This window comes from Zarconia sp., assembly GCF_057467645.1.
The window spans coordinates 92,678-107,750 of sequence record NZ_JBRJXU010000170.1 but is presented as its reverse complement, the minus strand read 5'-3'; the positions used below and the strand labels follow the sequence as shown (position 1 = coordinate 107,750).

Here is a 15,073-nt window from a genome sequence, read left to right as displayed (position 1 = left end):
TAGAAAAGTGTGTCATGACTTGTCTTGCTTACTTTTAAATATAGGGGAAGCCTTATCCCTGACAATTCACCCCATCGGATGAATTCCAAAGTTCCGATCGGGTGAGAGTGGGTAAAATCTTGACGTTATTCAATTGGACGAGCCGATGAAGTCGGAAAGTAACCGGTTCGAGACTTCTTTCTCAAACTCATGAATTTCATCGACCCAATTGAGTTTGTAAAACTTGTAATGCTTGCTCTAGATTCTCATCTTCAATGGTTTGGTTCAGTAATTGTGCAATCAGTTGTTTTGCTCGATCGGGCTTACCCTCGCCAATCGCGTGATAGGCTTGCGCCCACAGAGATTGTAAGGCTGGCTGGGATGGCAAGAGTTCCCGTTGAATCTCAGAAGCGAGTTCCAAAAGTGTCAAACTCCTGAAACGGAATTTGTTCGTGCCCAAAATCCAGTTATCGGTGCGAAACCCAAAAGCGGGTAATCCGGCCTTATTGTATAAATTTCCTACGGGATTATTCGCCCAGGCGTAACGCACGGCCACTGGTTGAGGCACTCGTTGGCTCGTCAAAATCACTCGATCTCCTTCAATTTTTCCTTCTGCCCAGAAAAAACGCCGATCTTCTCCGGCCAGAGCAAAGCCTTGCAGTGGTTCGCTGGTTTTTGTCCCCAATCCCGTTTCTGCATGGTTAAAAGTGACGATGGCTCGATCTCCTTGAAACTTGACCGATTGGTAAGTTGGGCCACTCCAATTCAATTCTGTTTTTCCGTATACCTTTGCCATAGCGGCTAAGTAAAGACGATGCCCGATTAACTGCTTGTGAGGGGGATGAATATCATTGAAATCATCCTCTGCTCTCAAAACATCGATCGCCGCAACTATCGCTGTATGGGGCAATTTCAGAGCCGACCTTTGGGCATCTCGTAAAGCCGGCCAAGGATCGTCTTCACTGGGATGAGTTTGGGGGGCCAGAAAGTTGGCTAATTGGACGAAGAGAAATGGTGCCCGATCGTCTCTCCAGCGACGTCGCCACTCTTGAATTAAGCTGGGAAACAGAATGCGATATTGATTCGCTCGAGTCGCATTTGATTCCCCTTGCCACCAAATAAATCCCCGAGCCGTATAGGGTGCAGTGGGATAAACCATACCATTGAATAATTGGCCCGGTTTCGCCTTTTGTTGGGGTTCTGTGGAACTGTTCCACCAGGCGACTGTTTCGGGTGCGTGACGATCGAGAAATTCTTCACTTAAAAACGTTTCGATTGCTTGACCGGGAACCGCTAAGTGGACGATACCAATCGGTACGCCTAGGGTTTGTTGCAATTCCCGAGCGAAAAAGTAAGCCGTCCCGGGAAACTCCCCGACGGTTTTCGGACTTGTCATTTCCCAATTCGCCGGAACGGTTTTTTGGGGTTTGGAAGCGGGCCATCCATCATTTTGCGGCGAGCTATTCGCATCCCAAATTCGGATATCTGGATAGTTCGCCTCGGCCATTTCTGACGGGGCATTAGAACAGTTACGAACGGGCCACCACATATTACTTTGACCGCCAGCAACCCAAACTTCCCCGACCAAAATATTCTCGATCGTTCGTTGGGAAGAACCGCGAATTTCCATCTGGAAAGGACCGCCAGCTTCACCACTCGGTATCCGAGTTATCCACTTGCCATCTAGTTCCGTTTGGGTGGTCACCTGACGATCTCGAAACTGAACGGTGATATTTGCACCCGGTTGCGCCCAGCCCCAAATGGCAACATTTCGCTGTTGCTGCAGCACCATATTATCGCTGAATATTGAAGGTAACATCAGGGAAGAACGAGAATGACTCGATCGAGCGGATAAAGCGATACTCAGACAGAGTACTAAGATAAAACTTACCAAAATCCAGATAATTTTCCAGGGTCGATCGCGCATGTTCATAAGTAATAAGTTAAAAGTAACGCCATGTGCAACTTGTTTATCCAAAACCTAACCGCACGGGGGAATGGGGAATGGGGAATGGGGGATTTTTCGACTCGCTCACCATATGGCGCGCGCAAAAAGATTGCACACCGCGTAAGTAATAAGTAAAAACCTTGAAGTTGACTTAAAATATAGCAATTCTCGCCTCTTATGAGGTACACCCAAATTCTATTTCCTATTCCCCATTCCCTAAAAAGGGATAGAACTGTTTACCCTTGCTTGGAGGGAATTGCAGCGCGCGATCCAAATCTCGCACAACCGGTCATCTCCATGTCACTGCGTCTTCCCCATCTCCCCTCACCCGATCGGAACCTCGGAATTCATCCAATTGGGTGAATTATTCGATCGATGGGTTCTCTTATATTTAGAAGTAAGCAAGACAAGTCATGACACACTTTACTCTACCTCCTACGATCGCTCGCAGGAGGTTTTTCCCATTCAGTATTCAGAAGTATCAAAGTGTGAATCTTTTGAGTTGAGATAAGTGGGCTAAAGTTGAACGCTCCATCTCCCCAGACTCCCTCTAGTGCTGCTACGCAGAATTAAAAATGCAAAATTAAAAATGCTTACTGTGTATAGCTTTTACCAGTTGAGAGCTGGGTCGTTATTTCTGCCGCGTTGCACTAGTATTCCGCCAAGCCAACTTGGCCCGGTTATGTCGTATGCAGTTGATTTCTCGATTGCTAAAGTCCCGACTATAAACTAGGCAGACTTTCCTTGGTGGAGTACTAGAGATAAAATTTAAATGCGTAACAGTCTACCAAGGTAAGCGGCTACCATCCCAAGAAAAGAACTGTCCGCTATCGGTTTGTTCGAGATTATCTAACACTTCAAATAGTTGATTCACCGTTCGTTCGACGGAAAATAACTTGTCAGCGGGGACGTTTCTTTGAAAAGGTTGAGACAGTTTAGTATCTGTCGTTCCCGGATGTAGCGTTACTACGATCGTTTTTTTAGCTCGGCGAGCGTATTCGATCGAGGCCGTTTTCATAAACATATTCAGAGCCGCTTTCGAGGCACGATACCCGTACCACCCTCCCAATCGGTTATCGCCAATACTACCAACTTTCGCCGAAATACTGGCAAAAATATTGCGGTTGCCGTTACGAAATAGGGGGAGTAAATGCTTTGCTAGCAATATAGAACCGATACTATTCACTTGGAAATAGCGCGTTAACTGTTCGGTATTAATTTGGCGCAAACTTTTTTCTGGACCGAAATTTTCTTCGTGTAAAATACCTACGCAGTTGATCGCGTAATCTAATCGAGCTATTTTTTTCTGAATGGTTTCAATTCCGGCTGCAATTTGACTTTCATCGGTAATATCCATCGCTAAAGTTGTGAGGTGATCGGGATATTTAGCTGCGAGTTCCATCAACCCCATCGCCGATTCTCGATCGCGATAAGTTGCATAAATATGGGTAGATTGACTGTCATTTAATAACTTTTTAACAAAACCCAAACCAATTCCTTGACTGGCTCCAACGATGAGGGCATTATCGATCGAATTTTGGTTCATGAAAAAATTGGAATGTCTGAATGAGGACGATGGCCACAATTGATGATTATAGAAAACTCTGGAGATGCGCTTGAATGCAACAGAAGCATTTCAAAGAGTGCAAGCAAGAATTCATCTAAATTTTCGATTCAGCAACTGGTCTCAAAACTCTCAATCCCTCACCGCGTCCCCGTGTCACCGTGTCTCCCCCTCCACCCCAACATACAATTTAAATGCGTGACCGCTAAGTCCCCCAAGCTCAGACGCGATATGATGTGAGGGCAACCTTTGCTATTGCCGAACGAGAGAGTATGCATCCCCACGATCGCCACCGCCCTCCCGCCGAACCGAATTTTCGCGACCCAACCCAACAACCGCAAGGGTTTTACCCCCAAATAGAAGCAGGAACGATTCTACAGCTCGTCGATCGCGCCTGGGCCGCCCTGAAACGATTACCCAAAGAAGGGCAAATTATCGTTGTTTTAATCGGCCTCATCCTGGGTTTCTCCTTCATGACCACCCTCTTCAAACTCATCAACCTCATCCTCAGTCTTGCCTTATTGGGGGTATTCGGGTACATAGGTTATAAATTCATCTCGGCATCTAATATCCGAGATAGCGAACCCTAAGCGAGACCTCGATGGCTAACCCAACCGCCCCCAGTGGCGTCGATCGATCTTCAAAGTCGCCCTTCGCGCGCATCCGGCAGTTGCCCCTCATCGCCCGTCGCGGGGGAGCATTGGCGATCGAAGTGTCGATCGTGACCCTCAGCGCCCTGGTTCCCTTCGGAATGGGGGTGTATGCCAAAACCCAACCCATCGGCAAACCCGTTCCCCTCAATCCGGTGTTGGGCAAAGTCGAAGAGGCAATCGTCCATACTCTGGCACTACCCACCCTCGAACCCAACCGCCGCGTCTCTCCCCTCACGAATCTATTTTGGTCCGGTGCCCTGGTGCTACCTCTGGCGGTAGGGGGTTGGCAACTGTATTTTTTAAGTCGCAGCGGTCAAACTTCCCCCAAACGCTGGCTGGGGGTTCAGGTGGTGACGGCGACGGGAGAACCCCCCACTCTCACTCAAGTGTTAGTACGCGAAGGGGTCGGTCGCTGGGGGCTCGTTCTGGGCATTGCCTACGCCATCTGGCGGGTGAGTGGGGCGTTTCCGGGTTTGAATATTTTATCGGGGCTAGTGGGGCTGCTACTGGCCGCTGACGGCATCCTGGCGCGACTCCATCCTCAAGGGCGCACCCTCCACGATCGGATCGCCGGAACCTACGTCCTCGATGCCGCCCAAACCGCTACAGCTCGATCGGTCTATCCGAGTAACGCTCGCGCCACCCAACCCCTGCGCTGGAGTAAGCCCAACTGGTGGGGGTCTCGCCGTCAGTGGACGGAGGTGGAGGAAAATCAAGCGATCGCCGCGATCGTCCTTTCCCCGCAATCCAAACGGAAATCCGATTCTGGCGGGCTGTGGGGATGGATGCGCCGACATCCTGGAGCGACGGTGCTGGCGTTCTCCGGAGTCCTCTTAACCGCAGGAGTGGGTACGTTTGTCGGCACTCAGGTATACATCCAAGAGCAAGAAAGCCTCCGGGATGCCAAAGCCCAAAACAACGAGATGTTTCTCGATTTGGTGAGCAAGCTGACCCCCACCCAGGACAACGTCCCCGACGAACGCCGCAACACGATTCTCGCCCTCGGTTCCATCGACGACCCCCGCGCCATTCCCCTCTTAGTGGCGCTGCTGGGCCAGGAAACGGAACCTCCGCTCATCGAAGCCACCCAACAAGCCCTGGTGATGACTGGGCCGGTAGCGCTCGACGATTTGCGCAAGCTCAATCAAGCCTTGAAAAATGACTTAGACGCGATGGAGTTCGAGGGAGATTCCACCGAAAAAGCGCTCGTCGAACGGCGGTTGCAGGCAACTCAACGGGCGATCGCCAAAATTCTCACCATCCATAGCGGCAAAGTGCCCGCAGCCAATCTCACTCGCACTGATTTGGGGCGGGGGGCAGCCGATGGGTTTACCCTAGTTCTCCAAGGGGCGGACTTAGCGGGGATTCGCCTGGGCGGTGCGATTCTCGCCAATGCCAATTTTCGGGGCAGTCGCTTTTACGGGGCGGGAGAAGACGGCCGTTACGAAACGTTTGACGATTGGATCGCCGATTTGAGCGAGGCTGATTTGGAAGGGGCCGACTTATCGGAAACGGTTCTGGTTCGGGGAATTCTGAACCGCGCTAACCTGATGCAAGCCAATCTCAAGCGGGCAAACCTCTCCGGGACGAGTTTGATGGGGGCGAATCTCAGCAGCGCCCAAGCCATTAGGGCGGACTTGCAAAATGCTCTGCTCGATGACGCTAGCCTCACGGGGGCAGATTTGACGCAAGCGAATCTGAGGGGGGCGAGTTTCCAAGGGGCAAGTGTCGGACGCGCCATTGCCGAAGGTAGCCTACTGGAGAATGCCAATTTGAGCAAATCGAACTGGCAAAATGCCAATTTATCAGGGGCTAATTTAGGCAATGCCAACCTGGAAAATGCCGATTTGAGCGGGGCAAATCTGATGGGGGCAAATTTGAACGGGGCGAATTTGAACGGGGCAAACTTACAAGGTGCGGATTTGAGCTTTGTGGATTTGCGAGGCGCGAATTTAGATGGGGCGGATTTTAAAGGGGTGACGTTCGTGGTTTCTCCGACGCGCAATCTGGATGAATTTATCGAGCGATCGTCCGATGCGTTGAAATTTACCCTGATGCAAGGGGTAGATTTCTCTAACGTGAAGAATCTCGATGCCGATCGGGTTAAATATTTGTGCGACGGGGGGGCGATTCACCCGGAATGTTCGCGTTAGTTTGAACGGGGAATGGGGAATGGGGAATGGGGAAAACCTGTTTTATCCGATCGTGTCAATAAACCAGCGTGCAGCGCGATAACTCACCCGAGATGGCATCATGAGCGACAATTCCCAACCTGACGAAACCCAAAAACCGGTAGAAACTGAAACGTATACCGATCGCACCCATCGCATCGAGGCTTGGAGTCAACTGCTAAAGTCGATCGTTCCCTATATCTGGGTATTGGTGATCTTGGTGGTGGTGATTCCCCTCATAGGACGGGGGGTTCTTGCCGGGACAATGGCATCGAGAAAGGCAGTGACTCCCGAACCCAAAGCCAAAGTGGCGATCGTCGATCGAACTTTGCCCCCTCAAGACGAACTCGATCGAGCTTTAGTTTCTGCGCTACAGGATGCCAAACTCCAAGCACGTACCGTTGCCTCCACGGAACTCGATGCTTGGGTGGAAGAGTTGATGGTGCGGGTAGACGAAAATTTTATTCCCTGGTATTTCAATTATTTCAATCAAAAGAAACTCGAATTTAAAACACCATTTGTTTATTTATCTTCGGCGATCGAGCATTGGATAAATACCAAGAATCCCCCAGCAAAACAAGCCATTGCCGAACAAATAACCCAAAACTTTCAATCGGAATTTGCCAAGCGAGTGCTTCGCCCTCAAATTGCCCAACTCGAACTCGAACGGATAACGCGGGATACGGTGACAACGTATATTTCTAATCTCGAAAAGAACGTCTCGAAAATTCAGAGTCGCTATCAAATTCCCCAAGGGGATTGGGAACGGTATTTAGGGGATATTGCTCTGACAATTAACGACAACGGCAGCCTCTCGAATCTATCGCTGAAAGTTCTCGTCGGTGGCAGTAGTTACTTATTGGTGAAAGGAATGATTCCCGTGGTGACAAAAGTGGGGGGAAAAGTAGTCACGGCACTCGCGGGTAAAGCAGCAGCAAAGATGGCGGCAAAAACCGGAGGAACCGTGGCGGCAAAAGTCGGGGCGGAGTTTCTCAATCCGATCGTCGGCGTGGGGATTATTCTCTGGGATTTATGGGATTACCAGCATACAGTGAATGTTTCTAAACCGATTTTAAGAGCGGCGATTCAAGATTATTTAGCGGAAGTAAAAGATTCGCTCTTAGAAGATTTCGAGACTGGAATTATGGCATCTATTTATCAAGTAGAAGGTAGTATTTTAAAATCAATTTAGGATGGATTGTACGGTAATATAGCGTCTGAAGAAATATAAATTTGTAGTGGTCAACGGCCGTTGACCACTACGGTTATTTCGCGCTCTCAACCGAGTCGAGAAATTGCGCCCATCGCCTCACCCGGAACGAGCGAGAACGTTACCCAACCCAATCTCAACTCTGTTTCGACGGACGAATTGCAGTGGCGTACTTATCGATCGCCTGTCCGAAAATCAACCCCACCAGGGCAAATCCCATCCCAATACTTAAAATACTCAATTGTTGCGAACCGCCAAGCGCCGCATCGGGAATCGCAAACGTCGTTATCAGAACCCCAATTCCCGAAATGCCACCGGAGAGAACTGCAAACTGAATGCTGGTTTTGGTAAACTCAAATCTGCCACTTCGATCGAGTAAATACGCCAGAAACGGAACCCAAACCGCCGCCACGTAGAGGGCGTAAAACGACACCATCAAACCGATAATCGAACCGCCACCAGATGCGATCGCCCAGGCTAAGAGAACGTTGGCAATCGCCACCCCAATCCGCACGTCATTTCGGCGCGGCAGCAACTCCAATTCAAATAGCGTCTGATTCATCGCCCGCAACAAACCGCTACCGGAACCGAGGGCGGAAAAGAGCAAACACAGAACTAAGAAAATACCGATCGGCGCGCCAATACCACCCCCCAGCCAGGAGAAGACAAACGGTACGATCGCTTTTCCAGAAATCCCATCGGGTAAAATTCCCGCATTGCCAGCAGCGATCGTCATTTCCGACGGAACGAACGCTAGCAAAATTAATGCAATTCCCCCCAGCAAACAGCCTCGTACTGCCGTTTGTCGCCCTGCCGCTTGGACGAGAAACACTTGAAATTGCATCCCAATGGGAATCAGTAACACTGTCGTCAGAACGATACCCAGTTGTTGGGAGATGGGGATATTTTCCAATGCACTGACGAACTCTATGGGGATGTTGAGATATCCCGAGAATCCATCGAGTCTTCCCAAAGCGTAGAAGATAATCAGGGAATTCAAAACTAGCAAACTGCGGAAAATTTGTCCGACTCGTTCTACAGATAACAAAGAGAGAGTGGCAAACAAAACTGCCATGGTTGCCATACTCGCCGAGAGGGGAATGCCCAGACAGTTGAGGACAAAGGAACCGCCTAAAATTTGGGCGGCGACGACTCCCACCATCCACATCCACGACATCATCCCGATCGCGGTTTTTAAAAAACTGCCGTAGCGATCGCCCAGTAACGTCCAAATGGGCTGTTCCGTCCGCCAATAGAACTGCGCCAGTCCCGCCAAGGCAAATAACCCCAACCCCGTAGAGACGGCGTAGAGACTGCCGCCAACGCCTTGGGTGAGGGAGTTTTCAGCGGTCCCGAGGATGAAGCCCAAGCCGTAGTTTGCCCCGACGAGGAGAGCCGCCAGGGAGAAGGTATCGAGTTTGCCAGATGAAGTCACGGACGAAAACTAAAGAATTGTAAAGATTGTTACCATCCGCAATTATACTCATTGATGTGGCCTCTCCCCATCGGGCTAAATACATAATTTGAGCAATGGACAGGGAATGGGGAATAGGGAATGGGGAATAACGCCATGTGCAACTGAATTCTCCAAAATTCTCTCGCTCGGGGTTAACTGGAGTTTAGACAAAACTGCAATAGCGAAGGCTACAACCCTTATGTGGTGAGCTTTTTAGGTTTGAAATTCCCTAGCTCTCCTGAAAACTCTTAAATATAGTCAAGATAAGGGTTTGACGGTTTGAGTGCTTAAATTTGTCTAAACTCCAAGGGTTAAAAGGAAAAGGGAGATTTTTCGACTCGCTCACCACATGGTTTTGCTCAAAGTTGCACATCACGTGAATAGGGAATAGAGGACAGAATTTCTCCCAATTCTCCCGTTTCTTCCTCACCGCGTCACCGCGTCTCCCCATCTCCCTATCTCCCCAGGGCGCTATACACTAAGGAAAGTCGATCGCACTGTTGCCAACCATGTTTAAAAAAGTCTCCACCATTGAATGGATTATCTGGGCGGTTTTATTTGGTATGACAGCCGCTAGCCTTCTGCGCACGTTTATTTAAATCGATCGCATTTCCAATCCCTTGAGATTTCAAGCCTTGAGCCTCCCCGGCCTCCAAAGCTCCCTCAAAAATCCTCCGTTTCAAAAAACGGAGCTGTATTTCCCCGCCAGTTAAAATCGCTAATTCGCAGACTCAAAGACCCCAACTCCCGATCGGGATTGAACCGAACAATGACACCGTAACTGCGGCGACTGTATTCGAGAATGTAATCGGTGCTGAACGCTTCCCCAGTTCTGAGGTTAATCGAAGTCTGAATGCTGGCACGCAGGGGACCGACAATTTGCTGGGTAATCCCCAACGAGAGGCGGCGACGATCGACCTCTCGATCGAAGAAGAACGGAGACTCCCCATCGCTAATGGTTTCCGAATAGCTAATATTAAAGCCGGTATAGTCAAGAAAGGAGTCGGAGAAGTGACCGAACTGCCCTTGAAGACCCACCGTCCCCCGCAGGCTGAGGTTGTGGTTGGGGTCGCTGCGGGTATAAAGACCGGCAATCCCCCGCGCGTTGAAGAACAGTTGGATGTAGGGAACCACCGGGACGGGGGTATAGCGCAATCCTTCGTCGGGGGTCGCTGGCAGACCTTCCCCCACCCAGAGAAACAGACCTTTACTCGCCTCCGCAATGCCTTGAAAGCGAACCATACTCGCCCGGCGGTCCTCCGGCATTATCTCCTGACCCGGTACCAGGTTGAGTAAATCGAGGCGATCGGTATTGGCTTCGATCCAATTGACCCCCCCTTGATATCGGAGGTTGATACCCGTCGTCCCGATGGCGAAGTTGGGGGAGGTGAGAACGATACCGGCCGTTTGGTGAATGGTACGAAATCCCAAAGACCCGTTGAAGAGGCGATCGCGATAGCTGTATTCCGTGGTTAGGGTGTGGGTGCCGATTTTTTGCGCGAGGCGGGCGCTAGCGCGCAAATCGCCATCATCCTCGTCGTTGGGGTCGTCGCCGTCGGGATCGAAGGTGTCGGGGTTGAGATTGGTAAAGGAAGCGATACCGGTAAAGGTGGTATCTGGGGAGAGGGTGGCGTTGAGTCGGGCGACGATACCCAGTTCGTCGAGGCTGAGGAGGTTGCGCCGATCGAACCCGCGCTGGATGTAGTACTGGGGGGTGAGGGTGAAGGAGATATTTTCAGTTTGGAGTACCTCGAAGTCGCGAAATAGGAACAGTCCCCCCCGATCTCGCCCATCAAAGCCGATTTGAATCGGTGTCGGATCGCGGGGACGGCGATCGATGACGAACCGTTCTCGAAATAGGGGCAAGGAAAAAGCATCGTCGAAGACCAACCGGGGGTCGTCGAGTAAAATCTCGTCCTGGAGGGCAGACAGGCGGGTAAAAGTAGCAGTGTTGGCGCGCAACTCGAATTCCGGTCCGAAGGGGTCGTTGGTAATGCGCACTTCACTCCCCTGCCATCCCCCCGGATAGAAATCGATGCGATCGGCCTCAAAGCGAAATCGGCTGATGGTTCCCGTAAATCCGGATGCGTTCGACCCTCGTCCGGCCCCGATACTGCCCTGAAAGCCCCCGCCGGTGGGGATGACTTCGAGGGGTTGGTTGGCGAGGATGCGATCGCTCAGCAGGCGGGTTCCATTGGGGTCGATCGCCCCGGAGGGAGGAACGGATGCCGGATCGTCAGGGTTGGGGGTGACGCTGGAGAGTTCTCCCCTGGCTTGGAAAATCGTCCCGGTTTCTTGAATCAGGTTGTAGCGGAATCGATCGCCTCGAATCACTCGTTCGGGTTGGGTGAGGGCGACATTTCCTTCCCCAATCGCCAGGCGCGATCGCAGGTTCACTTCCAGCCAATCGGCATCGACGATCGCCCCTTGATACCGCATCACCACGTTGCCGTAGGCGGTAAAGATATCCCGCCGTTCGTCGAATTCTTGGCGATCTGCAATCACTTCGATAGGTTCGGGTAAACCGAAAAGATCCTGAAGTCCGCCGGGAGGGGAGGGTTGGATCGGACGTTTGAAGGGATCGGCGGCGGGTTCGGCGAGGATAGGGGAAAAGGGTGTATTGGATCGAGTTTGGGCGAGTTGGGGAGATAGGACGCGATCGAGGCTGAAGCTGAAATCTCCCGTTCTGGGAGGACTCTGCGGGGTGAGGAAGGCGCTGTTGGTGGAGAAGCGAGGTAAATCCCCTCGCTGTTGAATTTGTTCGAGGGGGGGTGTTACCGAGGAGAGGGAATCGATAGGAATTTCATCTCTTGGGGTAGAAACCCGTTCTGAACGTTCTGTGAGTTGGCGACTTTCGGAGGAGAAACTGGGTAAATTCTCTCGCGCTTGAATCGGTTCGACAGGGGTTTGGGCTATTTCTGAAAAGGACGCAGGGCGATCGAATCTAAGAGCAAAATCTTCTAAGTTTGTCCGGGAAATGCTTTGGATGGTTTCGCGATTTTCGGGGACTCGACCGGGCATCTCCCCTAATGGTTCTACAGGGTTTGGGACTTCTGCAACGGCTCGATCCACGCTAAAACTGTAATCTCGATGGATTGTGGGGGAAATCGTATCATTCAGTTGGCGACTACTCGTCGAAAAGTTGGGTACATCGCCCACATTTCCAATCGGTTCGATCGAACGTTCTTCCACCTCAAAAACGAGTTCGGGGCGATCGACTCTAACGGTATCATCTCTGGGTGAAACCGGTGCAGATGTCTCGAGTGTAGAGAGATCGAGTTCTGCAGAATTGGCGGAAAATACAGATAAATCTCCGACATTTCTCATCGGTTCGATCGAACTTTCTTCCACCTCCCAATCGTATCGATCGCTGGAGTACGTGGAAGCCTCTTGTGCGTACTCTACCGTTTCGCTGGGGGCTTCCCAGGGTTCGATCGCCTCTGGTATGGCAGCGATGGGAACTTTGGCCGTCCAGGTGGGATTTGACGGCAGTAAGGGTTCGGGTTCCGGTACGGGTAAACTCGCCTCCGACACGACCGGGAAATCGAGATTGCCGGATTCGTAGGGGGCATCGGTTTCTCGAACGTCAGGATAGTGACTCGATTCGTCGTACTTGGCGGCAACGGTCGACTTTTGAGGAACCCACGAACTCTCGGAAACCGCAGCAGGCGGGAAAACTTTTTGGGTTGAAGAGAAATGGACGAGAGGAGGCGGTTCGGGAGGCTGCGCCGGATAGGTCATCTTAGTCGTTCGAGCTTAACCAACTAACTAGCCTACACGAGAGCGTTACGAAAACAACAGCCACCGCTCAAATCGTTAGGAAATCGGTGACAGTAAGGTGGAGGATAAAAACTTCGATCGAACGCTTGAAGTCTCTGTGTCTATGATGACAACGGCGATCGCACCGGCAAATGCGCTCGATACTAAGTTGGGGCACGATTATCTGTACCCCGAACCTAGGCAAAGATCGAGTGCCAACGATCCATTTAAGAAAGTATCACTCGAGGTCTTGACGGTTGGGGTTGCGTGCGGGGTCGCCGGAGAGAAAACCGAAGACAAATAGCAAAACAAAGAAACTAACAACAATAAAAACGGTAACTTGAAGGGCAACCATATATAAACTGCTCCGAAACTCTTCTAGATGAGGGTTTGCTGTGAAATTTTAAACAATTTTAATAATATACCAGAACGGGACTCCCTCGAAATCGAAACAGCAATTAGGACACTGCGTGAAATCGGGCAGCGGTCGGACCCCTAGGGGGCCGCCGACGCAAGGGAACGCCGACCGTCGGGAGGCAGGGGGAGCAAGACACGCTGTTTGTCCCTTTCCTAAATCGGAAACGGAACTATTTTATGTATAGCTAATCTTTAATTATCACAAATGGCATACGAATTAGCTACAGAAAATGAGATCGATTGGGTAAAGCCATCTCGCCGAACGAGAATTCAGACTTAAAACTGGCGAATCCATTGCCACAGCTTGAGAATTTGTTCTTCAATCCAAAACATGGCTAAATCCAACCATTCTAAAACTCGTTCTCCGATGGATTTGACATAGCCGGTTGAGGTAGCGGCGGTTTCGATCCATTCCGTTTCGGCACCCGAAGATGTATTGGGTTGTGCGGATACGGTACCTTGATGGATGACGGTCTCAATTGGGGAGAGTCGTTCCGAATTGGCGGTGACGATGGCAGCATCTTTTTCAACCGCAACGTTTGGGGTTGATTCCGTTAAGGAAATTTGAGAGTTTTGAGTCTTTCGCCGATAGAGTTGGGAGAGATTTGCCAGAGACGTTTGCAGAAAATTCGTCGGTAATTTTAAATCGGCAAATGATGCGAGAGATGGCGAGAGTTTGGCAACGCGATCGGAACTCAAACGGGGAATGTTATTTCGATCGACTAAATCTTCGATCGCCACTCGTACGAGAGTGGTAATGTCTGCGAGAACTGTCGGCTTTTCCAGGGGAGGAAGTTCGAGTTCTCGATTGTTCCCCTCAGGTGTTGTGAATTTCGCCGGTTGGCGTATCAATGCAGAATTTTGTAGCGCACTCAAACGAGTTTTGACAACGTCTAAGAAACGCTTCCTCGAAGGCACCTCAACCACCGGTTGCTGGGGGAGAACCTTGAAAGAAATCGGCTCATTGGGTTTGAGGGGAAGCCGAACCGATTGCTTCGCCTGAGGTTTGTCCGTCAGCCAAGGGTCTGGCAGGGAGGGATGAGACCCCAAACTGGCGATTCCTTCAGCTTGTTGCCGCAGATTTGAGAGGGTATTTTGAATCGTTTCTTTGGAGGTTTGGGTAAATTGTTGGGTGAAGGTTTTGAGTTTTTCAAATGAGGCGCGATGGCGAGATTCTAACTCGGCAACGGTTTTATCGACCGTGGCAATTTGAGGATGGGAACTGAGGGGTTCTGCGGTTTGTTGCGTCCATTGTTTAAGGCGTTCGATGGGTGAAGTGCGCCATCCTTTTTTCTGGGGTTGGAGGCGAGATGCTTCGGCAACAATTTGCTGGCGGAATTGCTGCTGTTTTGACTGGGGAAGAATATCGAGAACGCGATTTTTTGAGGAGACGAGCACTAAATTTCTATCTTCAAGGCGAGTGGCGATGCCTCGGACGGAGTGGGAGGGGAGAAGTTTTACTGAAGGGTGTGTGACAGAGGTCTTAAAAAATGCCCATTTCGTTTGGAGGAAATTGAGAAAATTCGATCGCTGTTTTGAGGCTCGATTCAATTCCTCAAACGGTGGCAATGTTGCCAGAAAGTTTTCCACTTCCAACTCATCCCGAACGGCAACCAAAATGCGAGAAATTGGCGTATCGGGAGTGATATCGGTATCGAAGACGAATGGTGATGTTTGAGCGGTTCCTAGTTTCCAACCCACAGTTTGCGCCAAGGCGTAGAAGGGGTAAGTCACCGTTTGCATCCCCCAAATCGTCGCCACTTTAATTTGTCTGAAGGTCAGTGCGGCGCGATCGGTCAGTTTTTGGGACTGCTCGACGATAAAATTAAACAATCGGCTTTGATACGGACTTGAGGAAGCAGGCATAGGTTAAACCCGGCAAAGTGGCACGTTCGGTGGGTTATCGGTCGGTGGGA

General features: G+C 50.7%; 9 protein-coding genes. 3 read left to right on the top strand and 6 right to left on the bottom strand.

The features are described 5' to 3' along the window. Positions 1–196 precede the first annotated feature (196 nt). Together AC2215_RS25235 and AC2215_RS25230 are read right to left on the bottom strand one after the other, a co-directional pair. Complete coding sequence (locus tag AC2215_RS25235) at positions 197–1,912, bottom strand: sialate O-acetylesterase (RefSeq protein WP_486812784.1); 1,716 nt, start codon at positions 1,910–1,912, stop codon at positions 197–199. Between the two features lie 799 nt (positions 1,913–2,711). Then, a complete protein-coding gene (locus tag AC2215_RS25230; RefSeq protein ID WP_486812783.1) occupies positions 2,712–3,473 on the bottom strand; it encodes an SDR family NAD(P)-dependent oxidoreductase in 762 nt (253 codons plus the stop codon). A 254-nt stretch (positions 3,474–3,727) separates the two neighbouring features. Here AC2215_RS25230 and AC2215_RS25225 point away from each other — a divergent pair, with 254 nt between their 5' ends. The 3 genes from AC2215_RS25225 (at position 3,728) to AC2215_RS25215 (ending at position 7,507) form a co-directional block, all read left to right on the top strand. Next, complete coding sequence (locus tag AC2215_RS25225; RefSeq protein ID WP_486812782.1) at positions 3,728–4,081, top strand: hypothetical protein; 354 nt, start codon at positions 3,728–3,730, stop codon at positions 4,079–4,081. 11 nt (positions 4,082–4,092) lie between these two features. Next, a complete protein-coding gene (locus AC2215_RS25220; RefSeq protein ID WP_486812781.1) occupies positions 4,093–6,297 on the top strand; it encodes a pentapeptide repeat-containing protein in 2,205 nt (734 codons plus the stop codon). Between the two features lie 100 nt (positions 6,298–6,397). Continuing rightward, a complete protein-coding gene (locus AC2215_RS25215) occupies positions 6,398–7,507 on the top strand; it encodes a hypothetical protein (protein WP_486812780.1) in 1,110 nt (369 codons plus the stop codon). 154 nt (positions 7,508–7,661) lie between these two features. On the opposite strand, the gene AC2215_RS25210 is transcribed toward AC2215_RS25215, so the two are convergent. The 4 genes from AC2215_RS25210 to AC2215_RS25195 all read right to left on the bottom strand — a co-directional run bounded on the left by AC2215_RS25210 (position 7,662) and on the right by AC2215_RS25195 (position 15,023). Then, a complete protein-coding gene (locus AC2215_RS25210; protein ID WP_486812779.1) occupies positions 7,662–8,960 on the bottom strand; it encodes an SLC5/6 family protein in 1,299 nt (432 codons plus the stop codon). Positions 8,961–9,644: 684 nt separating this feature from the next. Further along, a complete protein-coding gene (locus AC2215_RS25205) occupies positions 9,645–12,722 on the bottom strand; it encodes a DUF3769 domain-containing protein (RefSeq protein ID WP_486812778.1) in 3,078 nt (1,025 codons plus the stop codon). Positions 12,723–12,978: 256 nt separating this feature from the next. Continuing rightward, positions 12,979–13,095, bottom strand: coding sequence for a photosystem II reaction center protein I (locus AC2215_RS25200; RefSeq protein WP_486812777.1), 117 nt, complete (start codon positions 13,093–13,095; stop codon positions 12,979–12,981). Between the two features lie 338 nt (positions 13,096–13,433). Further along, positions 13,434–15,023, bottom strand: a complete 1,590-nt coding sequence (locus AC2215_RS25195) for a hypothetical protein (protein WP_486812776.1) — start codon at positions 15,021–15,023, stop codon at positions 13,434–13,436. Positions 15,024–15,073: the final 50 nt, after the last annotated feature.

Excerpts from the sequence above, each read along its gene's own strand:
- AC2215_RS25220 (WP_486812781.1), top strand. The coding sequence starts at position 4,093 with ATGGCTAACCCAACCGCCCCCAGTGGCGTCGATCGATCTTCAAAGTCG.
- AC2215_RS25195 (WP_486812776.1), bottom strand. The coding sequence starts at position 15,023 with ATGCCTGCTTCCTCAAGTCCGTATCAAAGCCGATTGTTTAATTTTATC.
- AC2215_RS25205 (WP_486812778.1), bottom strand. The coding sequence starts at position 12,722 with ATGACCTATCCGGCGCAGCCTCCCGAACCGCCTCCTCTCGTCCATTTC.
- AC2215_RS25215 (WP_486812780.1), top strand. The coding sequence starts at position 6,398 with ATGAGCGACAATTCCCAACCTGACGAAACCCAAAAACCGGTAGAAACT.
- AC2215_RS25200 (WP_486812777.1), bottom strand. The coding sequence starts at position 13,095 with ATGGTTGCCCTTCAAGTTACCGTTTTTATTGTTGTTAGTTTCTTTGTT.
- AC2215_RS25230 (WP_486812783.1), bottom strand. The coding sequence starts at position 3,473 with ATGAACCAAAATTCGATCGATAATGCCCTCATCGTTGGAGCCAGTCAA.
- AC2215_RS25235 (WP_486812784.1), bottom strand. The coding sequence starts at position 1,912 with ATGAACATGCGCGATCGACCCTGGAAAATTATCTGGATTTTGGTAAGT.